Source organism: Pseudomonas sp. S2_H01 (genome assembly GCF_054668305.1).
Map to the genome: position 1 here is coordinate 4169661 of NZ_CP162756.1, position 21386 is coordinate 4191046.

General features: G+C 58.1%; 21 protein-coding genes and 1 pseudogene. 8 read left to right on the forward strand and 14 right to left on the reverse strand.

Annotation, left to right across the window (positions count from 1 at the left end; genetic code table 11):
- Positions 1 to 12: 12 nt before the first annotated feature.
- The 6 genes and pseudogenes from AB4N84_RS18650 to AB4N84_RS18675 all read left to right on the forward strand — a co-directional run bounded on the left by AB4N84_RS18650 (position 13) and on the right by AB4N84_RS18675 (position 4958).
- Positions 13 to 870 carry a hypothetical protein gene (locus tag AB4N84_RS18650; RefSeq protein WP_460047195.1) on the forward strand — a complete coding sequence of 286 codons (858 nt, stop codon included), beginning with the start codon at positions 13 to 15 and terminating at the stop codon, positions 868 to 870.
- Positions 871 to 882: 12 nt separating this feature from the next.
- Complete coding sequence (locus tag AB4N84_RS18655) at positions 883 to 1473, forward strand: hypothetical protein (protein ID WP_460042583.1); 591 nt, start codon at positions 883 to 885, stop codon at positions 1471 to 1473.
- Positions 1434 to 1661 (forward strand): hypothetical protein, encoded by a 228-nt coding sequence (locus tag AB4N84_RS18660; RefSeq protein WP_460042584.1) that lies wholly within the window; start codon positions 1434 to 1436, stop codon positions 1659 to 1661. The genes AB4N84_RS18655 and AB4N84_RS18660 overlap by 40 nt, the downstream gene beginning before the upstream one ends.
- Positions 1662 to 1911: 250 nt before the next feature.
- Entirely contained in the window at positions 1912 to 2697 is a 786-nt protein-coding gene (locus tag AB4N84_RS18665; RefSeq protein WP_460042585.1) for an Imm49 family immunity protein, read from the forward strand.
- 348 nt (positions 2698 to 3045) lie between these two features.
- Positions 3046 to 3601 (forward strand): annotated as a pseudogene (locus AB4N84_RS18670) (toxin C-terminal domain-containing protein); the annotation flags it as partial.
- Between the two features lie 1075 nt (positions 3602 to 4676).
- Positions 4677 to 4958: a hypothetical protein gene (locus tag AB4N84_RS18675; RefSeq protein ID WP_460042587.1), complete on the forward strand. Its 282-nt coding sequence runs from the start codon at positions 4677 to 4679 to the stop codon at positions 4956 to 4958.
- Between the two features lie 1222 nt (positions 4959 to 6180).
- On the opposite strand, the gene AB4N84_RS18680 is transcribed toward AB4N84_RS18675, so the two are convergent.
- The 10 genes from AB4N84_RS18680 to AB4N84_RS18725 all read right to left on the reverse strand — a co-directional run bounded on the left by AB4N84_RS18680 (position 6181) and on the right by AB4N84_RS18725 (position 17170).
- Positions 6181 to 7776, reverse strand: a complete 1596-nt coding sequence (locus AB4N84_RS18680) for a gamma-glutamyltransferase family protein (RefSeq protein WP_460042589.1) — start codon at positions 7774 to 7776, stop codon at positions 6181 to 6183.
- Between the two features lie 23 nt (positions 7777 to 7799).
- Complete coding sequence (locus tag AB4N84_RS18685; protein ID WP_460042590.1) at positions 7800 to 8684, reverse strand: ABC transporter permease; 885 nt, start codon at positions 8682 to 8684, stop codon at positions 7800 to 7802.
- Positions 8684 to 9628 (reverse strand): ABC transporter permease, encoded by a 945-nt coding sequence (locus AB4N84_RS18690; protein WP_460042592.1) that lies wholly within the window; start codon positions 9626 to 9628, stop codon positions 8684 to 8686. The genes AB4N84_RS18685 and AB4N84_RS18690 overlap by 1 nt, the downstream gene beginning before the upstream one ends.
- Before the next feature lie 43 nt (positions 9629 to 9671).
- Positions 9672 to 11171, reverse strand: a complete 1500-nt coding sequence (locus tag AB4N84_RS18695) for an ABC transporter substrate-binding protein (RefSeq protein WP_460042594.1) — start codon at positions 11169 to 11171, stop codon at positions 9672 to 9674.
- A complete protein-coding gene (locus tag AB4N84_RS18700; protein WP_460042595.1) occupies positions 11168 to 12289 on the reverse strand; it encodes an ABC transporter ATP-binding protein in 1122 nt (373 codons plus the stop codon). Before AB4N84_RS18700 ends, AB4N84_RS18695 begins: the two co-directional genes overlap by 4 nt.
- Positions 12286 to 13287 (reverse strand): ABC transporter ATP-binding protein, encoded by a 1002-nt coding sequence (locus tag AB4N84_RS18705; protein WP_460042597.1) that lies wholly within the window; start codon positions 13285 to 13287, stop codon positions 12286 to 12288. The genes AB4N84_RS18700 and AB4N84_RS18705 overlap by 4 nt, the downstream gene beginning before the upstream one ends.
- Complete coding sequence (locus AB4N84_RS18710; RefSeq protein WP_460042598.1) at positions 13284 to 14021, reverse strand: FadR/GntR family transcriptional regulator; 738 nt, start codon at positions 14019 to 14021, stop codon at positions 13284 to 13286. The genes AB4N84_RS18705 and AB4N84_RS18710 overlap by 4 nt, the downstream gene beginning before the upstream one ends.
- 382 nt (positions 14022 to 14403) lie before the next feature.
- Complete coding sequence (dkgB, locus tag AB4N84_RS18715; RefSeq protein ID WP_460042600.1) at positions 14404 to 15207, reverse strand: 2,5-didehydrogluconate reductase DkgB; 804 nt, start codon at positions 15205 to 15207, stop codon at positions 14404 to 14406.
- A gap of 239 nt (positions 15208 to 15446) precedes the next feature.
- Positions 15447 to 16589, reverse strand: coding sequence for a thiolase family protein (locus AB4N84_RS18720; RefSeq protein WP_460042601.1), 1143 nt, complete (start codon positions 16587 to 16589; stop codon positions 15447 to 15449).
- A gap of 41 nt (positions 16590 to 16630) precedes the next feature.
- Positions 16631 to 17170: a PaaI family thioesterase gene (locus AB4N84_RS18725; RefSeq protein ID WP_074757649.1), complete on the reverse strand. Its 540-nt coding sequence runs from the start codon at positions 17168 to 17170 to the stop codon at positions 16631 to 16633.
- Positions 17171 to 17332: 162 nt separating this feature from the next.
- On the opposite strand from AB4N84_RS18725, the gene AB4N84_RS18730 reads away from it, so the two are divergent.
- Positions 17333 to 17575, forward strand: coding sequence for a YciI family protein (locus AB4N84_RS18730; RefSeq protein WP_460042602.1), 243 nt, complete (start codon positions 17333 to 17335; stop codon positions 17573 to 17575).
- A 498-nt stretch (positions 17576 to 18073) separates the two neighbouring features.
- Here the strand turns inward: AB4N84_RS18730 and AB4N84_RS18735 are convergent, their stop codons facing one another.
- The 4 genes from AB4N84_RS18735 to AB4N84_RS18750 all read right to left on the reverse strand — a co-directional run bounded on the left by AB4N84_RS18735 (position 18074) and on the right by AB4N84_RS18750 (position 20044).
- Positions 18074 to 18631 (reverse strand): DUF1003 domain-containing protein, encoded by a 558-nt coding sequence (locus tag AB4N84_RS18735; RefSeq protein WP_460042603.1) that lies wholly within the window; start codon positions 18629 to 18631, stop codon positions 18074 to 18076.
- Positions 18632 to 18811: 180 nt separating this feature from the next.
- A complete protein-coding gene (locus tag AB4N84_RS18740; protein WP_120127186.1) occupies positions 18812 to 19018 on the reverse strand; it encodes a hypothetical protein in 207 nt (68 codons plus the stop codon).
- 121 nt (positions 19019 to 19139) lie between these two features.
- A complete protein-coding gene (locus AB4N84_RS18745) occupies positions 19140 to 19622 on the reverse strand; it encodes a GreA/GreB family elongation factor (protein WP_460042604.1) in 483 nt (160 codons plus the stop codon).
- Between the two features lie 26 nt (positions 19623 to 19648).
- Positions 19649 to 20044, reverse strand: a complete 396-nt coding sequence (locus AB4N84_RS18750) for a hypothetical protein (protein WP_460042606.1) — start codon at positions 20042 to 20044, stop codon at positions 19649 to 19651.
- A 113-nt stretch (positions 20045 to 20157) separates the two neighbouring features.
- Here AB4N84_RS18750 and earP point away from each other — a divergent pair, with 113 nt between their 5' ends.
- Positions 20158 to 21306 carry an elongation factor P maturation arginine rhamnosyltransferase EarP gene (gene earP / locus AB4N84_RS18755; protein WP_460042607.1) on the forward strand — a complete coding sequence of 383 codons (1149 nt, stop codon included), beginning with the start codon at positions 20158 to 20160 and terminating at the stop codon, positions 21304 to 21306.
- Positions 21307 to 21386 lie beyond the last annotated feature (80 nt).

Here is a 21386-nt window from a genome sequence, read left to right on the forward strand (position 1 = left end):
CTGGTCGGCGGATTGATCGCCGAACTTGCAGGTGGAGATTTCCGAACTGGCGCTTTGGCTGCCGGTGCGAACGAAGCCTTCGTGGCGTCCGTGGGCGACAAGATATTCAGCAACGGTATGCACGATCAGCTGTTGGCGATGACCTCGCAACTGATCGGATTGACGGTTGCAGCCGCTGCTGGCGGCAACGACAAGGATCAGGCTATTGCGGGATGGGTTGCGTCGCAAGCAACAAAGTTCAATTACCTCGAACACGAAGCGAGAGTCGCCTTTGCCAAAGCAATGGGCGGTTGTGGGACTGATGACGAGTGCTCACGCGAGAAATGGGAACAGGGAAAGTTTGACGAAGACAGTACAGGCAATATGGAGTATGCGAAGGATATTGCAGACTCTCAACGAGCCAAAATGGCGAGAGATCGCATCATGGATGATTTGGATACATTGGTTGCGATAACCGACTTGACTGACACTGAGAAGAGCCTTGCACAAAATATTACGAATGGCTTGGACACCAAGGGCACATTGACCGAGGAGCTTGTAGAATCAGTTGCTGCGCGGCAAGGGCTTCAGCCGTTGGATGGAGGTAAGTATGGAGGCAATAATGGTTTTGACCATGTTTACCTTAACAAGGATGGTCAGATCGTGATTCTGGAATCGAAGCAACTCAATGGTGGTTTTGCATTGACTCAAGGAGCTGATTGGGTGGTTCAGATGTCTAATGCATGGGTATCGAAGGTGCTCGAATCTTTGGATAAATCATCGAAAGCATATGCAGCAGTACTGGAAAGTGTCGACAAAGGCACCCTGATCAAAGGTGTAGCTGGTGTAGATAGGAAAACTGGGAAATTAGTCATCGCTCGTTTGAAGTGATTTGGAGCAGTCATGCTGGATGCCAAAGAGTCGTTAATCAGGTTGGATCACATAAAATCACATCTGGATGGAGGGTTTGATATTCAGCGGTGTGTTAATTACATTGAAACCGGGACGGGCGACGCAGCGGGGTGTGCAAGTACTTTATCTCGCCATTCGTACGCGAAAGGCATGCAGGCGTGGTTTGAGTTGGGTGACCTTAATGCTGCAAAAAATTGGTTTTACAATTGGGGGTTGCTCACTAAGTATGAATTTGAACTGAGAAGTGACAAAATGAGCCTGCTTCACAAGGTGCTTCAGTTTTCAAAGATTTTAGTCTCTGATAATGATAAATTAACTAAATGGTTTTGTGGGTTTTCTGAGATCCGTGACGCAAAGCGAATTGAATCTGTCACAACTCCGGACTTTACGGCGTACCAGATAATATTGTCGGTGAAAGGGGACTTTGAGTCTGTTGTTTCACGGTGTGAACGTGTGGATAACAATCCACCGAAAGGCGATGCTAAAAGATACCTATCAGACAACCTTTTTTTAAATCGCTGGCGGATGGTAATAAAGCCGGTATGGAGGAAGTCATCGCCGAGCTGGTCTCTCCAAAAATGATAAAAGCCAGAGCCGCGCATGAGAGCGGGTACTCACAAGGCCTGATTTCTACATTTGCGGTATTGTACTCGAAGATTGCCGCACTGCATGGTTTCAAGCTTGACGTACAATCACCCTACATTCCAGCTGCATGGATACCTATTGCTCCGCTGCCCTTTTACAGTCCGGAATACGATTTTCTGAAATGACACATGACAGATTTTGAAAGGGGTAAATATGGTAGTAACGACGGTTTCGACCGCGTGTTTCAAGGAGCTGATGGATATGTTCAAATGTCGGATGATTGGATCGATAGAGTCTTAGATTGATTGGATAAAAACTCTCCAGCATTCAAAGCTGTGAGCGAAGCTAGGGTGAACGGGACGCTAGTGAAAGGGGTGGCCGGCGTTGATCGTGACAAAGGTACTTTGATAATTGCACATATTGAATGAGGTGTGTATGGATAAAAACTACGAAAAGAAGGCTGTAGCACGCTTGGAACATATCCGTTCTCATTTGGAGGACGGTTTTGATCTGGATCGAATAGTCGACCTAGTAACTACAGGCCAAGGTGATGTAAAAGCATGCGCGAGTCGTTTGTCATCGCATGCGTTAGCAAAAGCTATGTGGGAATGGTTTGACAATAAAAATTTGCAAGCTTTTAAGTCGTGGTGTTACGTGGCAGGGATGCTTCGTAAATATGTTTACGATCTGAAAACCGATACGTCTGGCCCTTTAGGGAAAATGCTGCAGATGCTGACACCATTGATGTCAGTTAATACACAACTGATTGATTGGTTTTGTAAAGAAACTGATAGTTGTTTCGATATGAAGCGAGTTTCAAACTGTGCGACTATAGATCACTTTGCGTATCTAGCTATACTCGCTATCCGTGGAGACTGGTCGATACTGCAGGGGCGTTGTGAAGCCATAGTTTCAAATCCAGCAGCTGCGGTAGAAAAATTTTTGCCAGATGTACAGTTCTACTTAGAACTCGCCCGAAAAGATGAAGTTGGGATGGCAGGAGCTCTTGATGTGATCGCGTCTTCAAAGCGAGTTTCAGGAAGATCGAACTATGAGAGCGGTTTTACTGACGGCCTCATTTCTTCCTTTGCAGTGATGTATTCCAAAATCGCTTGGCGGCATGGATTTAGCTTGAAGATAGAGTCGGTCTACATTCCTGCAGAATGGCTGCCTGTTGCACCGCTATCAAGTTATGATTCAAAGTATGCTTTCTTACAATAGCGCATTGTAGGTGCGAAAAACTGGATTCTTAATTCTTCACGTCGCCGACTATGACTGGGTGTGGCAATAATTAATGTTAAAATGGGTGATGCCTTGAAGGTTGATAGTGTTTTTCATTACTCTCCGGTAACTAAAGATTTTGCAGTGTTGCCGCCTGAAGAGTTGAAAGACTTTTTTCATATTTTATTGATAATCTTCCATATTGTTTGGATTATTTGATTCAAGAGATCGTCTATGCGTTTCGCGCGTCAATTGATCTGGTAATGCTTGCGCTGGAAACCGCTCATGACTGGGCAAGCTGCTCGGCAGGAATCTGCCCGATAGGTACCGGCGAATAGCTGTAGACCCGGCTACGGCCAGACCACAGGCAGCACGAACTGGGTCGGCAACCAGACCTCGATCACCGCCAAAGACCAACTCGACATCCGCACTGAGCAACACACCCAGCTCGATGGTGCTGTGCTCGCCTCGGACACGGGCAATCTCAAGCTCGATACTGGCACCCTCGGCTTCAGCGACATCGCAGGCAGCGACAAGGAACACGGCTACTACCTGAACGTGGGTGGCACCTATGGCTGGGGCGCCAGCGGCACCGCCACTCAGGATGCCAGCCAGCCAGGCGGGCAAGGGCAAGGAAGGCGAAAGCGGCTGGAACGTCTCGGGTTACGACTACAACAAGGATCGTGAGCAGGTTGTGCGCGCCACGGTGGGCGCGGGCGATATCACCGTGCGTGACGATGCCAAGACAGGGGGTGATTCAACGGCGGGCCTCAACCGCGACGTGAGCAAGGCGTACGAGATCACACGAGACGACGAGCATCGGACTGATCTATATGTGTCGAGTTCGTCGATTGATCTGGTGACCCATCCGCTGCAAACCCTAAAGCGTTGGAAAGATGCTGCGTTAAATTTTGATCAAGTGATTAAAAGCCGCATAGAAGAGGTCACGACATCTGCTGATAGGTTATGGGGCGAGATTCAAGCTCAGCGCGTCACTATTGATGAGATCCCAGAAGCGTCACGCAAGGTGTTGGGAGATCAACGTGCGCTGGATATGGGCAAAAACCTCGTACGTGCAGGGCTTGATCCGGTCTTATTGGACACTCTGCCTTCCACCTTCAAGACGGATCTCAATGATTGGGCGAACGGCGCGGCTGGCACCTGTCCTGTAACAACGAATAGTGGTGGCCAGCTAAACGAAGCAGATCCGTCATCGGGAACGGCGATTACACTTGATCCGACCGTGACCCAAAGCGTCACGCCCTACATGGCATTGTTCCTGACTCGAACAAGCGACCGGATTCAGGAGATCAACAAGCTCCCGGTGCAGGAAGCCCAGGTTGCAATGCTCGCCATGCAAGCAGCCATGGGGCCGGCCAAAGCTGCGCTGAGTATCACGCTGAATGCTTTGGCGCATGCTGCTTTCGGCGAGCAATACGAAAAACTCAAGGAAGAGCTAGCGATCACGTTGACGGCCGAGCTGACGGAATCAAAGCGTAAACAAATACAAGATGCGCATGATGACGCCAAGCGACTGTACGCAAGTTCTGACCACAGTGTTTTCCAACTGGATGGTGACTCTCAGGTTGTCGCGACTGAGTTTCTGATTGACCTTGTGGGTGGAGGGCTGCGGTCGCTGGGAGGAAAGGCGGCGGGGCGCGTTTTTACCATGGTCGGTGCGAAAGCGGGTGGGGGCGGATCAAAGTTCGCCGACCAAGCTAAGCTTGATGATGATTATGCCCGTCATGGAGGTGATTTTGGTGCTAAAACAAAGTTGGAATATCAAGCTCAAGCTGATAAATTCTTGACTACCTCGAAGCCGGCTGGAGTGCTTGAAAAAATAAGACTTAATGGAGATATTGTTCGTTATAACCCCGCGACAGATGAATTTGGTGTTGTGTCAAGTGGTGGAATTATTCGGACTTATTACAAGCCTGATCCTGCTGTCCACGGAAAAGCTTCTAACTTGGACTATTTCAATGCTCAATAATGATCGTTCATATATTTGTCCAGTCTGTGGCTATCCTGAACTTGATGAGCCTCCATATGATGGTTTTGGTTGCGCTTCATACGGTATCTGCCCCTGCTGTGGAACAGAGTTCGGATATGATGATTCGACCTTGGCTCATTCTGCTTTACGTACAAAATGGATTTCTGATGGGATGTGCTGGTGGGGTAAAAAACAGCTAATTCCTACTGATTGGGATCCTGTGAGACAGTTAGATGACGCAGGGATGCTAAATCAGGCTGAGCATAAATAGCGATCAAGTGCTTCGAGGTCTATCTATATTTTCAAGCAAAGTGGGGCGCTTTTTATTCGATACAGCCATGTAAGTCCCCGCACGCTTGAAAAGACTCAGTCGACGCTTCCTACTGGCAATTATGAATTGTTTATCGGAATTCATCGCGCGAGAAGATGAGCACTACACTGTATTTGTGTCGAGTTCGTCGATTGATGCGGTCTAATATCCGCTGGAAAACTGAGCTGCTTGGAAAGACGATGTCCAAAAGCTAAAAGCTAAAAGCTAAAAGCTAAAAGCTAAAAGCTAAAAGCTAAAAGCTACAAGCTACAAGCTACAAGCTACAAGCTACAAGCTACAAGCTACAAGCTACAAGCTACAAGCTACAAGCTACAAGCTACAAGCTACAAGCTACAAGCTACAAGCTACAAGCGACAGTGATATTTCTCCGTTGTAGCTATTCGCGATCCGCATGGTTCCCAATATTTTAGTCCCGTCAGTACCTTTCAAAAAAATTTTCAGGTGAGGTAGTTGTTCCTCGGAGTGCACTTAAGTGAAATGAAATATCGACTTTCCTGAAAGCATGATCACGGATGAATTACTCAGGCAGGAACGAATACCCTGCTTTTGCAAGGTTTCAAAAGAATTTGAAATTTCGTTTTCGGATACTATTCCTAAGTCATCGGGGGTGGTATCAGAATGGGAACGTAGAGAGTTGGAGTTAAGAGCCGTTGCAGGGGCGGGCGGTCGATATACGCATTTCGCTAATGGTTTGATTACGTTGCAGAAAATTGATGGAGGCGTTTACAAGATCCTTGATCTTGAGATGCTTCATAGAAGTTACGGCTGGTGCGCTGTCTTACGGGGTGGGGAGTATGCGCCTCCCGGAAATTTTTGGGATGAAGAGTGAAGACACCCTGATGAATGCTAGACGGCTCAGGCGGACACGTTATTGAGTACAACGTAGGTAAGGTAATTGGGACGAGCGGCTAAGCTTTTATTAGTGCCTACGCAGTTGGATGCGTCTTTAGTGTGCTGTTGAAAGACCGTGAGGCCCTGTCGGCCACGCAGTCCTTCAAGCATTTTCATCCCGATACCGATCCCGTTGAAGTAAACCTGATCAGAACCGCCACCACACGAAGGAACCGATGCACCCTCTGCATCTTCGGCACATAATGCTAAGTCTTCGCGAGCAAGCTCACTCCCACCGTTCTTGCATCGGTCTGGCGCGTGGCAGGTTGCCTCAATACGCCGCCACCAGTCCATCCTTCCGCGGATCGGTGCCGCCGACATACCCATGGGCAGTGCGCTGGATGATCTGTGCGCCGCCAAAGGCGAACACGCCGCTTGGGTCTTCTATTTCCATTTCGTGGCCTTTGGCGCGGAGCTCTTCGATCACCAGACGATCGAACGAGCGCTCCACGGCGACCTTCAAGCCTGCTTCGATCCTCCAGCGTGGGGCGTCGGCGGCGGCTTGTGGGTTCTGTTTGTAGCGCAGGATGCGCATCATCATTTGCAAATGACCCTGTGCCTGCATCGGGCCGCCCATCAAGCCGAAAGACATCAACGGCGTGCCGTCGGCGTTCATCACGAAACCGGGAATGATGGTGTGGAAAGGGCGCTTGCCGGGCGCGACGACGTTCACGTGTTCGGGGTCGAGACTAAACCCAGCGCCACGGTTTTGCAGGCTGATCCCGGTGCCGGGCACCACGACGCCGGAACCGAAGCCCATGTAGTTGGACTGAATGAACGAGACCATCATGCCGCTCTCGTCAGCGGCGGACAGGTACACGGTGCCGCCGGCCTTGGGCGAGCCGTGTTGCGGGTCAGCGGCCTGTTCGGTGACCTGTGAGGCGCGTTCCATCAGGTAGGCAGGGTCCAGCAGGTGCTCGGACGCGAGGCGCATGTGGTCGACGTCGGCGACGTGGTGATTGAGGTCGGCCAGCGCCAGTTTCATCGCCTCCAGTACCGGGTGAACGGTCTCTACGCTGTCCACGGGATGTTCGCCCACGCCGAGGGCTTCGAGCATGGTCAAGCCCGCCAGTGTGGCAATGCCCTGGCCGTTCGGTGGCAGTTCGTGGACGACCGCGCCGGCGTAAGGCACCGATATCGTGTCGATCCAGTCGACGCGATGGTTCGCCAGATCGTCGAGGCTCATGACGCTGCCATTGGCGTTGGCATGGGCGATGATGGCCTGTGCCAGCTCACCCCGATAGAACGACTCGCCCTTGGTTTCGGCGATCAGCTCCAGGGTGTTGGCATGGTCTTTCAGGGTGATTTTTTCGCCCGCGGCCGGTGCTTTGCCGCCGGGCAGGAAGCACTCGGCGAAGCCCGGTTGATCCTTCAGCAATGCGCCGCCACGACGCCACAGTTCGGCAATGATCGGCGTGACCTGATAACCGTTGCGCGCATAACCAATCGCCGGGCCTGCGAGGGTGGCGAACGGCAGTTTGCCGTAGCGCTCGGACAACGCGACCCAGGCGGAGACGGCGCCTGGCACTGTCACCGATTCCCAGCCGCGTTGCGGCATCTCTGGCTGCCCGGCGAAGTGCTCCGGCGTCCAGCCCTGCGGCGCGCGACCGGAGGCGTTCAGGCCTTGCAACTGCTGACCGTCCCAGACGATGGCGAATGCATCGCTGCCAATACCGCAGCCGGTCGGTTCGACCACGGTCAGGACCATGGCGGCGGCGATGGCAGCATCTACCGCGTTACCGCCACGGCGCAGCATGTCCAGGCCCGCCTGTGCGGCCAGTGGCTGCGAGCAGGCGACCATGTTGTTGCCCATCACCGGCGAGCGGGCGGACGCGTAAGGTTGGCTGTAATCCAGATCATCGAACATGAATGAGTCTCTTCGGCAGTTGATCAGCTTTTCGGGTCGAGTGCGTCACGCAGCCCGTCGCCCAGCAGGTTGAAGCACAGCACCGTGATGTAGATCGCCACGCCGGGCGCAATTGACATCCACGGTGCCTGCTCCATGAAGTTTTTCGCGGTATTGAGCATCGAACCCCAGGACGGCGAGGGCGGTTGTTGGCCCAGGCCCAGAAACGACAGACTGGCTTCGGCCAGAATCGCCGACGCAATGGTCAGCGTTGCCTGCACCACCAGTGGCGAGAGCACGTTGGGCAGCACGTAACTCAGGATGATCCAGCGGTCCGGCAGGCCGATGGCGCGCGCGCCTTCCAGGTAATCCTCATGACGGATCGCCAACACTTGGCCACGGGTCAGGCGGGAAAAAATCGGCATCGCCGACAGGCCGATGGCGATCATCGCGTTGGTCAGGCTCGGGCCGAGAAACGCGCCCAGCGCAATCGCCAACACCAGAAACGGGCAGGACAACAGCGCTTCCATGATGCGAGAAATCACAGCGTCCAGCTTGCCGCCAAAGTAGCCCGCGAGCAGACCCAGCGGCACGCCGATGATCATGGCGATGGCTACCGAAACGCCGCCCGCCAACAGTGAGCTGCGCGCGCCCCACAGCAGGCGGGAAAACAGGTCGCGGCCCAGTTCATCGGTGCCCAGCCAATGCATCATCGAGGGGGCTTTTCGCACCGCGAGGAAGTTGGCTTTCAACGGATCGTAAGGCGCAATCCAGGGCGCCAGCAGCGCGGCGAGGATGAACACGATCAACACGGCCGCGCCGATCACCGCGCCCTTGTTGGCGAGGAATTTCTTAACGAATGGCGAGCGCGTGCGTGGCTTCAACGTCTCTTCGTGGGGCACTGCAGGATTAACGGCAATCGAGGTCATCAGGCTGTCCTCAGACGTGGATTGATCAGGCGGTACAGCACGTCGGCCAGCAGGTTCAGCAACAGGAAGCCGATGGCCACGCACAGCACCACGCCTTGCACCACGGCGTAATCTCGGTTGAACACGGCATCGACAATCATCTTGCCGAAGCCCGGGATGCTGAACACTTGTTCGGTCAGCACCGCGCCGCCGAGCAACTCGCCAAACAGCAGGGTGGTCAGGGTGACGATGGGCATCAGTGCATTGCGCAACGCGTGTTTGAGAATCACCGTGCGCGGGAACAGACCTTTGGCCCGCGCCGTGCGCACATAGTCGGCGCGCAGCACTTCGAGCATCGCGCTGCGGGTGTGGCGCATCAGCACGCCAGAAAGGCCCGCGCCAAGCACGAAAGCGGGCAGGATCAGGGTCTTGAGGTTCTGCCCAAGGTCTTCACCCAGCGGTACGAAGCCCGAGGCCGGCAGCCATTGCAGCTTCACGGCGAAGATCATGATCAACAGAATCCCCAGCCAGAAGTGCGGGATGGAAATCCCCGACAAGGCAACAACGTTGGCCGCGTAATCGGTGGCGGTGCCTTTGCGCACCGCCGAAATCACCCCGGTGGGAATGCCGATCAGCAGCGCGATGATCAACGCCAGCACCGCGAGCTCGAGGGTCACCGGCAGCTTGGACGCCAGCAGCGTGGTCACCGGTTGTTCGGTGCGCAGCGACGTGCCGAAATCGCCTTGCAGCACGTTGCCGACCCAGTGAACGTACTGCAGCGGCACCGGATCGTTGAGCCGGTATTTGTCACGCAGGTATTCCATCACCGCCGGGTCGCGCTCTTCGCCTGCCATTGCCTGCACCGGATCGCCCGGCAGCAGTTTTTGCAGGGTGAAGACGAACAGCGAGACCAGGATCAGCGTCGGGATGGCGCTGAGCAAGCGTCGCAGAATGAAAATCAGCATGGCGATTCCTCGCGGCCGAAGCGGTTATCCACAGGGGCCGTGATCATTTGAAGGCGACGTTGTTCAGGCGGATCAGGCCATCGGGGTTCGGCACGAAACCGGTCAGGTTGCTGCGCATGGCGATGATGCGTGGATCGAAGTACAGGTAACTGGTCGGCACGTCCTCGGCGAGCAGGCGCAGGGCTTCGAAGTACAGCGCCTGACGCTGTGCCTGGTCGTTCACGGTCCGCGCCTTGTTCAGCAACTCGTCGAGTTTGGGGTCGCAGAAATGGCCGTCGTTCTGGCCGCCTTTGCAGGTCACGAACTGATGGATGTCGCCATCCGGATCGGGACGGCCGGACCAGGCACTCATGCCGATCTGGAAGTTGCCGGCCTGCTGTTCGCTGAGCAGCGTCGCGTATTCGGTGGCAATCAGGTTGACCTTGAAACCGGCTTCTTCGGCCATGGCCTGAATGATCTGGCCGACCTGCTGTGCGATCGGGTTGTTGGCGACTTTCAACTCGACATTGACCGGGGTTTTCACGCCCGCTTCGGCCAGCAGTTTCTTGCTGGCCTCGACGTCGCGGGCAGGGATCGGCAGGTCCTTGTCGTAGTAGGGGCTGCTTTTCGGAAACGGCTGCGCGCTGGGTGCGTACAGGCCTTCGAACACCACCTGATTGATCGCGTCGCGGTCGATGGCCAGCTCGAACGCCTTACGTACGCGCTTGTCCTTGCCCAGCGGGTTGTTGGCCTTGTCGCCGTTGTTGGTGTTGTACATCAGTTGCATGTAACCCAGCCCCGGCGTGCTGAACACTTGCACGTGGCTGTCGGCCTTGGCGGTTTTTACGTCGGTCGGGGCCACGCGCTCGATGATGTCCAGATCCCCCGAGCGCAGGTTGGCCAGGCGTACCGAAGTGTCAGGAATCGGCAGGAAAATCACCTTGTCGAAGTGGTACGCCTGCTTGTTCCAGTAGTTGTCGAATCGCTCCAGCACGATGCGGTCCTGCTGCACGCGCTGGACGAATTTGTACGGGCCTGAGCACACGGGTTTGGAGCCGACGTCGGTCGCTGACGCCTTGGGTGCGAGCATCATCCCGGCGCGGTCGGACAGCTGCGAAATCAGCGTGGCGTCCGGTTGCTTGACCTTGATCGCCACAGTCCTGGCATCGATCACGTCAACGCTTTCCACCGACGACAGTTCGCTCTTGCGCAATGAGTCGGGCAGGGTGCGGGCGCGGTCCAGGTTGAACTTCACGGCGGCGGCGTCGAACACTTCGCCGTCGTGGAAGGTCACGCCGTCGCGCAGGGTCATGGTCAGGGTCTTGCCGTCTTCGCTCCAGTTCCAGGCCGTTGCCAGTTGCGGCACGTAGGTCAGGTCCGGGCTGATGTCCACCAGCTTGTCGCACAGCGCGGTGTACACCAGGCGGCCGGAGTAGGTGCGCGAGCGATGCGGGTCGAGCACGTCAGGGTCGTCCTGAATGCCGATGCGCAGCGTGGTTTCGGCGACAGCCGCATTCGCAGCGAGCAGCAACAACGTGGTGGTCATCAGGTGGGCGAACTTCATGGCTGACTCTCCAGAGAAAGGGCTTGATGGCTTTTGAACAGGTTCAGGCGTTGGCTGTAGGCCGCGCTGGGCGTCGGCACGATCAGCGAACCGGCACCGGCGTTGGCAATGTCGCGCCAGTAATGGCAGGCGACCTGGCGTCCCGCTTCGACGGTTTCGAATGCCGGTTTGAGCTCACGGCACAAGGGTTTGGCATGCGGGCAACGGGTGTGAAAACGGCAACCCGACGGCGGCTTGCTCGGGCTTGGCATGTCGCCGCCGAGCAGCGGGCGAGGGCGGCGCAGGTCAGGGTGGCTGACCGGCACGGCCGCCATCAGCGCCTGGGTGTAGGGATGAAAAGGCGTTTCGAACAGCGCGTTGACGGGCGCCAGCTCGACGATTTCCCCGAGGTACATCACCGCGACCCGGTCGCTCATGTGGCGAATCACCGCCAGACCATGGGCCACGATCAGCAAGGTCAGACCGAACTGGTGCTTGAGGTCTTCGAGCAGGTTGACCACTTGCGCCTGCACCGACACGTCCAGCGCCGACACCGGTTCGTCGCCGAGGATCAGGCGCGGCTCGGACGCCAGGGCACGCGCGATGCCGATGCGCTGCCGCTGGCCCCCGGAAAACTCGTGAGGAAAACGGCTGCCGTGTTCGGGCGCCAGTCCGACCGTGCGCAGCAGTTCGGCGACCTTGTCCTGACGCGCACTGCGGCTGTCATCGCGGTGCAGCCAGATCGGCTCGCCGATGATCGATTCGACGTTCATGCGCGGGTTCAGCGAGGCGAACGGGTCCTGAAAAATGATCTGCAGGTCGCGACGCACCTGACGCAGTTTGTCGGCAGGCAGATTGCCCAGGTTGCGACCCTCGTAGATCACATCCCCGGCTGTCGGTTTGAGCAGGTTCAGCAGCACACGGCCCAACGTCGATTTACCTGAGCCGGACTCGCCCACCAGCGCCAGGGTTTCGCCCCGGCGCACGGCCAGCGAGACTTCGTTGACGGCTTGCACAGGCGGTTTCTCGCGTTGAAACAAGCCGGTCTCGCTGTGGAAATGTTTGCTGACCGCGATGCTTTCCAGAATCGGTTTGTCCTGCGCGGCGGCGTCGACGATTTCGTTCTGCGACGGGTTCATGCGCTGACTCCCAAGTGCTGTTCAAGTGGCGCGCGAATGCAGGCGGCGAAATGGCCGTCGGAGATTTCCAACAGCGGCGGGCGGGCTTCGCGACAAGCTGCAATCACGAACGGGCAGCGGCTGGCGAAGCGGCAGCCGCTGGGCATTTCTGCAGGCGTGGGGACGCGGCCGTTGATCATCGCCAGACGTCCCTCGCGAGGCCCGACCGACGGCATCGAGCCCATCAGGCCGATGGTGTACGGGTGCTGCGGATCGTCGAACAGGGTTTTCACCGAACCGCTCTCTACGACACGACCGGCGTACATCACCATGACCTCGTCAGCGACTTCCGCGACCACGCCGAGGTCGTGAGTGATGAGGATCATCGACGTGCCGGTCTCCGCTTGCAGGCTGGCGACCAGCGACAGGATCTGCGCCTGGATGGTGACGTCCAGTGCGGTGGTGGGCTCGTCGGCGATGATCAGCGCCGGATCGTTGGCCAGCGCCATGGCGATCATCGCCCGCTGACGCATGCCGCCAGAGAGTTCATGGGGATAGGCATTCAGGCGCTGAGCGGCGTCCGGCACACGGACTTTTTCCAGCATCTCCAGCGCGCGCTGGCGGGCAGCGCTCGCCGATAACCCCTGATGACGGATGACACTTTCAGCGATCTGCTCGCCGATGGTGAACACCGGGTTGAGCGAGGTCATCGGCTCTTGAAAGATCATCGCCATGCGATTGCCGCGCACGTCCAGCAGGCGCTCGTCGGACATGCCGAGCAAGGGCTCATCGAGCAGGCTGGAAGCGCTGGCCGCGACCTTGGCGGTATCGGGCAGCAGGCCCATCAACGCCATGGACGTCACGCTCTTGCCGCAACCGGACTCGCCGACGATGGCCAGGGTCTTGCCCGGCTGAAGAGAGAAGGAAACGCCATCGACCACATTGGCCGGCGCCTCCTTGAAACGCACGGTGAGGTCGCTGACGCTCAGCACGGGCTGTTGCGGGTCCTTGCTGTTCATACGCTGGCCTCGAGGTCTTGTTGGATGACGTGGTCCAGCGCCTGCTGCAGCGCGCGCAGATGGCCGCGCATGGCAGTGGCGGCCTTGATCGGGTCACGGGTTTCGATGGCGCTGACGATGTCGTCGTGATCGTGGCTGTAGGTGTCCAGTCGATCGGCATTGCGTGCGCGCTGACGCAGGTCACGCCAGGCAGGGTCGAGGCGAATGGCGTCGAGCATTTCGAAGATGTCGAGCATCAGGCGATTGCCCGCGGCTTCGGCGATCCCGCGATGCAGCGCGCTGTCCCACAGCTCGATGCCTTCGGCGTCTATTTCGGTGGCGTGCTGCTGGCGCTCGGTGCGTTCGGCCAGGCGGCGCAAGATCGCCATTTGTTCGCCGTTGGCACGCAGTGCGGCCAGGGAGGCGAGCGCAGGTTCCAGGTAGAGGCGCGCTTCCATGACCTCGCCGAAATTGGTCCGGCTCGAGAGCTTGGCAAAACTCATCGACGCGCTGGGCGGCGTCGGACCGACAAAGGTGCCTTTACCTTGGCGGCGCCAGATCTGCCCTTCGGCTTCCAGCACCGCCAGCGCCCGACGAATCGCCCGGCGACTTACACCGAAATCCACCGCCAGTTCACGCTCGGTCGGCAATGCACGCTGAGGGAACGCCGCGTGTTGCGCCACCATCTGGCGCAGTGCGTCCAGCGCCATTTTCGACGAGTTGTCGTGAGGCGCATCAGTCTCGAACCTTTCCATCTTGGTCTCTCATGACAGGATGAAAACAGAGGGCCGCTGGCAGCGAGAGCCGCGAGCGACGATGTATGGAGGAGTGCAATAGCGATGCCAATGAAAATTGGTTCACGGTTCGAATGCGTGATCCAGGCGCGGGACAGCACGTTGTTGCGCCCGGTCGGGCCAATCGCTAAAGGTTCAGAAGGTTGGTTCAGGGGATGAGATGGCATTGGTTCGGGGGTAGGTGAACCAATTTTTGGAGGATGTTACGCAAGTGCCTGATTATGGTTCGGGTGCATTGTTACGGGGCGCAGTCGCGGGGACTGGCTGCCGAGGTGACCGTGCGGAGCCAGACACTCCGCCTCACGGTCACCCGAGCAGAATCAAGGGCGTCGAGGTTGTTCGATCAGTCCCACTGCGGCGCCAGGCTGGCCGGGCTGGTCAGGCGATGGCCGCGATCCAGACGGGCGATCTGCGCCATGTCGTCGTCGGTCAGTTTCAGGTCCACGGCCTTGAGGTTGCTCTCCAGATTGGCGCGTTTGGTTGACGACGGGATCACCGCGTAACCCAACTGCATCGCCCAGGCGAGCGTCACCTGTGCCAGGGTGGCTTGATGACGCTGGGCGATCTGCTGGATCACCGGGTCTTTCAGCACTTCGCCGTACGCCAGGGTCATGTACGAGGTGATCTTGATCCCATGCTCATGAGCAAACTGAGCCACGGTGCGGTTTTGCAGGTACGGGTGCAGTTCGATCTGGTTGGTGGCGATGTTCTCGGCGCCAACCGCTTCGATCGCTTCTTTCATCAATGCCACGGTGAAGTTGGAGACGCCGATTTCACGTGTCAGGCCTTGCTTCTTCGCCTCCAGCAGTGCGCCCATGAACTCGGCGACGGGCACCTTGCCTTGTGGCGATGGCCAGTGAATCAGCGTCAGGTCGACGTGGTCGGTTTTCAGCTTCGCCAGGCTTTCCTTCAGGCTCGGGATCAGCTTGTCGGCGGCGTAGTGGTCGGTCCAGATCTTGGTGGTGATGTACAGCTCGTCTCGCGCAATACCGCTTTGCTCGATGGCCTGGCCGACTTCGGCCTCGTTGCCGTAGATCTGCGCGGTGTCGATGACGCGGTAGCCCAGGTCCAGGGCGTTGCTGACCGAATCGATCACGACCTGGTCTTTCAAGCGGAAGGTGCCGAGGCCAAATGCAGGAACAGTCATGGGGTTCTCCATTGCGAAGGATAGAAATCTGAAGCCCAGTATCCCGATTCGATCCCTGCGGAAAAACCGGGGGATCGGAAAGGGAGTTTTGACCGGGAATCATGAATGCAGTGGAGATTGGGACCGTTTGAGAGTGCATTGATTCAGGCGAGTTCCCACGGCGGATCGCAAAACCCGTGTAGGAGCGCGCTTGCCCGCGAACGATTTATCAGGCGCAGAAAACCGACCTGACGGAAAAATCAAACCGCCTCAAGCAACGTCGCAATGCCCTGGCCACCGGCAATGCACTGGGTCGCCACCGCATACCGGCCACCCTGACGCTTGAGCAATGACGCCGCCTTGCCCGTGATGCGTGCGCCTGTCGCGCCCAACGGGTGACCCATGGCCATCGCGCCACCGTCCAGATTGACCTTTGCCATGTCCAGCCCCAGCTCCCGCACACACGCGATGGACTGGCTGGCGAAGGCTTCGTTGATCTCCATCAGATCGATGTCGGCAATGCTCAAACCGGCGCGCTGCAGCAATTTGCGGGTCGCGTAAACCGGGCCCATGCCCATGATGTCCGGTGGGCAACCGGCGACCGCGACGCCTTTGATGCGCGCCAGAATCTCCAGGCCATGGGTGCGCGCGAAGTCCTCGGTGCAGACGAGTACCGCCGCACTGCCGTCGGTCAAGGGCGAAGCCGTGCCCGCTGTGACGCTGCCGCCGAAGGCAGGCTTCAGCCCCGCGAGACCTTCCAGGCTGGTGCCGGGGCGGATGCAGCCGTCTTCGCTGACCACGCCATCGGGTGTCGTCACCGGTACGATCTCATCGACGAACAAACCCCGTTCACGCGCGTTGGCCGCTTTGGCGTGGGACTCAACGGCCATGGCTTCTTGTTCGCTGCGGCTGATGTCGAAGCGTCTAGCGACTTCTTCGGCGGTCAACCCCATGGGCATGTACACCTGCGGCATGTCCTGCATCAGGGTCGGGTTGGGTGAAATGTTGAAGCCGCCCATGGGCACGCGGGTCATGGATTCGACGCCCGCACAGAGAAACGCTTCGCCCGCGCCGAGCATGATTTGCCCGGCTGCGTAATGCACCGAACTCATCGAAGAACCGCAGAAGCGGTTGATGGTCGCGCCACCCAGCGTGTCGGGAAAGCCCGCGCGGAAGCTGGCAATGCGAGCGATGTTCATGCCCTGTTCGGCTTCGGGGTAGGCGCAGCCCATGATCACGTCCTCAAGCGCTGCGGGGTCGAGGTCGAGCTTGTCGACCAGGCCTCTGAGCACTTGGGCGGCGAGGTCGTCGGGACGCAGGTTGATCAGGCCGCCTTTCTTGGCGAAGTGAAAGGGCGACCGGGCATAGCCGGCAATGACGATCGAGGCAGTGGCGGGGTGCATGGCAATTCTCCAGGGGGAGGCGTGGGCAGTCGGTTGGACGTTCAGCGGTTCATGTCGAGGATCATGCAAGTGGTGGTGCCGGTCGCGTACAGACGGCCATCGGCGTCATAGATCCTGCCTTCAGCCAGCGCCGTGGAACGGCCGACGTGCACCACCGTGCCTTCGGCGCGTATCGGGCCGGTCTTGTTGGTCAGCGCCCGGATGTAGCTGATGCGCAAGTCGAGGGTGGTGTAACCCTGGCCCTTGTTCAGCCGGGTGTGGATCGAGCAACCCATGCACGAGTCGAGCAGGGTGGCGGCGTAGCCACCGTGCACGCTGCCCAGCGGGTTGTAGTGCTGTGGTCCGGGTGTGCCTTGGAAGATGAAGCGGCCGGGCGTCCATTCGATGGGCACAAAATCCATCAACTCACCAATCGGCGGATGCGGGTACAGGCCGTTGCCGATCCCGTCGAAAAACTCCTGAGGGGTGAGCTGAGCCACGTCGATCAGGCTCATGCTGCCAGCCTTGCCCAGCCGGGCCCGCATGTCTTGCTCCTGAGCGAGCCAAAGGGCGAGGGTTTCTTCGCGAGGGGTGGTTTGCATGGCGTTCGCTCCGGGGAAGCATCGGGTTGTTGGGTGTAGAAAAATTACGGTCATAATCCCGCTGTTCCATGACAACCGCAATATCATAAATGTCCAGCAGTGGCCAAAGCGCTCAGCCTGCGGTTCAACGCTAGCGGTTCGGGCAGTCCGCGGATGTTCTGAATGAGGAGGGATAAGGGTTGTCGATTTGGCCGGGCGCCGTTCCCCGGTGTCAGCGAAGTGCTGGGCGGTTACTGGTTGCTCGAACTGGGGTCGCTCGATGAGGCGATTGAGTGGGCCAAGCGTTGCCCGGCCGGGGACAATGAGACCGTTGAAGTGCGCAAGGTCATGGGCTTCGAGGATTTCGCGCCGGATGTGCAGGCGGCAGCGGCGGGCTTCAAGGAGAAACACGACGCCAAGCCCTGATCGGTAACGTGGCCCCTTGATCAGGCTGGAACTGACGACTGCTTTTGATTCTGGCCGCAGGCCGTAGGAGCGCGCTTGCTCTGGGCCGCAGTCGGACGATCTGGCGCGCAGCGGCAGTGAATCCTGCAAACGCGATCAGCCTGGCACACCGCGCCGGATGATTTCAGGACCGCTGCGCGCTCCATCGCGTCCGTCGTAACCTCCGAATGCTCCCACGCCCTCCGGGCAGAAGCAGGATCGCGGTCTGCCTGCACGCCTTCTAGGCGGTAGCAACGTCGCAATAGGCGTGACGGTATGCGATTGGCTTTTTATTCTGGCCGGAGGCGGAGCGCGCTTGCTCTGGGCCGCACTCGGACGATCTGCCGGGCACCGGCAGTAAACCCGGACGCCTTGGCCGTTGCAGGCAGACTGCATCTGCCAAATCTATGGCCGCTTCGCGCCTGATCGCCGAAAAGTCGGGCGCATATGCCCTCCGGCCAGAAGCCGGTTCTCAACGTATCAAGCGCGCCCTTCCTTCTTTACAAAGTGCGTGTGCATGTCGGCGGTCAGCGCTTCGACGCGTTCGGTCAGCACTTTGGTCATTTCGGTCAGGCGCGTGTTCTGTTCAAGCAGTTCGAGCATCTGCGCGGTGTGCTCCGCCGCGCGGGCCATGCGTTCTTCGTTGGCCACGGCCAGGGCTTCCCGGTGCTGCGCGTCGGCATCGGCATTGGCTTTGTCCCGCGCCGACTGGCGGGTCTGCGCGAGCAGGATCAGTGGCGCGGCGTAGGCCGACTGCAGGCTGAAGGCCAGGTTGAGCAGGATGAACGGGTAAAGGTCGAAGGTCACCAGACCGCTGATGTTGGCGCCCACCCACAGCAGCACGATCAATGTCTGGGCGCCGAGAAACGTCGGCGTACCGAAGAATCGCGCAAACGCTTCTGCCTTCAGTGCAAAGGCGTCGCTGCCAAACGTGGGCGCCAAGTGTGCGTGGCCCTTGTGGAAACGCAGGTGATCGACTTTCGCCGGGGTGGGGGAAGGCACGTCAGTGTTGACGGGTTCGGGCGTGGCTGCGGGCATGACGGTGTCCTGAGGGCAAAAACATCTGCCCACTATAGGCTCAGATCAACCGACTTTGGCGGCCCGCAGGGTGGCGAAAGTGAGTCTGCTCGCAAAGCCTTATTCAAACCGCACCGAGTTTAGCCGTGCTGGCTTTGCGCGGGCAGACTCATCCCCACAGGTCCGGCAACGACCTGAGCGTCAATCCACGGGCTCGGGATACAACGGCTTGGACCGCGACATGATGTTGGCGTAGTCATACACATATTGACGGCCTGCATGGCTGGTCATGCGCAGGCGGTCGATCAGTTGTCGCTCTTTCTTGTTCAGGTATCTCAACCCTTGGTGGTCACTGGACTTGAGGCGATCACGTTCATGGGCGTCAGGGAAAGTGATGACGTTCGTCATGAAATATCTCCTTGGTTAAATCCGTGTGCCCGGCTCCATATTCCGGTTCACCGTTTGTCGTGCGACTGCGCACCTTACCCACAAAAAGTCAGACCCTTCAACCCTGCAAATGATCAATGGATCACACCACGCGCGTGATCTCGAACGATTGCCGGCTGCCGTTCACGCTGATCTGCACCTCGTCGCCATCGAACTTGCCCAGCAGGTTCTGGCCCAGCGGTGCCTTGGCCGTGATAACGGTGATCAGGGTGCCATCGACGCTGATTTTCAAGCCCGCCGCATCCGGTCCCAGGAACAGGTGCTGCGCAACACCGCTGGCGGACTCCAGAACGATCAGGTCGCCTGATTGAATGCCGCGTGTGTCGTCGAAAGGCTTGAGCACGAGGTTCTGGTACAGCGTCAGCGACTGGCGAATCTCCTCCACGCGACGCGCCTGCCCAGCGGCGAGGTACGAGGCTTCCAGGCCCAGCGTGTCGTACTTGTTCTCGGCGATGTTCTCTTCATGGGTCGCGGTTTCGTACGCGGTTTGCGCGGCACGAACGGCGACGTCCAGATCGACCTCGAGTTTTTCAATGATCCGTTGCAGGACCTGTTGCTTGTTCATGAGTGCTGCTTGTCTCGTGGAAGGAATCAACCGCAGAACTGGTAAATCGCGGCGCGGCTCTTCTCGCTGGGCGCGGTCTGATTCTGCTGCATCCAGAACTGGCATTTGGGGCCATTGAAGTTGCGTTGGCGTTCAGCCTGCTCGGTTTCCTGCGTCTGACGGGCCTCGCTGTCGCGCAAGATCTGCCGGTACTGGTCAAACATCGGGTTGTCGCTTTCAGGCTTTGCCTTGGCGGCGGGCGGGCTGGTCATCTGATTGGCCGCATTGCTCAGCGCCTGGGTCTGCTCGGCGGGCAGCGCTTTGTAAATCAGCCAGCCCGTCAGTGCCACGGCCATGAAACCCAGCCAGATACCGACGGCGATGGACAGAATCAGCTTCAGCGGTTGGAGCGTCACGGACAATTGGCGATGGTTGACGTACATAGCAGACTCCCTACTTGTATGACGTTGGCGCCGATTGTCGCACGACCGGGGCTGGTGATTCTGCGCTGTTATGAAGGACAATCCGTTTTTTTGAACATCCTCAGGGAGCCCGGATGAAAGCCTCTTGGGATATTTTCTGCACCGTTGTGGATAACTTTGGTGATGTTGGCGTGACGTTCCGTCTGGCCCGACAACTGGTCGCCGAGCATGGTATGGAGGTGCGCCTGTGGGTCGACGACCTGTCGGCGTTCGCTCGCTTGTGTCCGGGCGCCGACCCTCATGCATTGCAGCAATGGCATGACGGCGTCAGCGTCTGTTTCTGGGCGAAGGACTGGCAACCGGCCGAGCCTGCCGACGTGGTGATCGAGGCCTTCGCCTGTCATCTACCCGCCGCTTACATCGACGCCATGAAGGCCCGCAATCCGCGTCCGCTGTGGTTGAACCTTGAATACCTCAGCGCGGAAGAGTGGGTCACCGGTTGCCATGGGTTGCCGTCGTTGCAGTCCAGCGGCATCCAGAAATTCTTCTTCTTTCCGGGTTTCCGGACCAGCACCGGCGGCTTACTGCGCGAAGCCGGGCTGATCGAACGTCGGCACGCCTTCGAACAAAACCCGGCCGCGCAGCAGGCGTTTTTGGCCAGCCTCGGTGTTTATCCACAGGCAGACACTGAACAGGGTCCGCCCCGGCTGATTTCGTTGTTCGCCTACGAACACGCAGGATTGGGTTCGTGGCTCGACTGCCTGGCGTTCGATGATCGCAAAACCCATTTGCTGGTGCCGGAAGGGCGGATTCTGGGAGACCTGGAGCGCTGGCTCGGTGTTGATGCCTTGAAAGCGGGCGATTTGAACCAGCGCAACGCCCTGACGATTCAGGTGTTGCCGTTCGTGCGCCAGGAAGATTATGACCGGTTGCTGTGGTGTTGCGCGTTCAACGTCGTGCGTGGTGAAGATTCGTTTGTGCGCGCGCAGTGGGCGGGTCGCCCGCTGATCTGGCACATCTATGAGCAGGACGACGATGCCCATTGGGCGAAGCTGGACGCGTTTCTTGAACTGTATCTGGCGGGGTTATCCACAGCGGCTGGGGAGGCGCTGACCGAGGTCTGGCGCCACTGGAACGCGGGTCAGACAATGACGCAAAGCTGGAATACCCTGGAAAAGCACCGCGACGAGCTGGCCGCGCACGCTGAACGGTGGTGTCTGGAACAGGCCTTGCAAGACGATCTGACGACTGCGCTGGTAACGTTTTACCGAAATTGGATATGATACGCGGCCTTGTATTAAGCCCTGTACGAAAAGTGGCTTTTCGTACAGGGCTTAGAAAGAACTTCAATCCAAATTCGGAT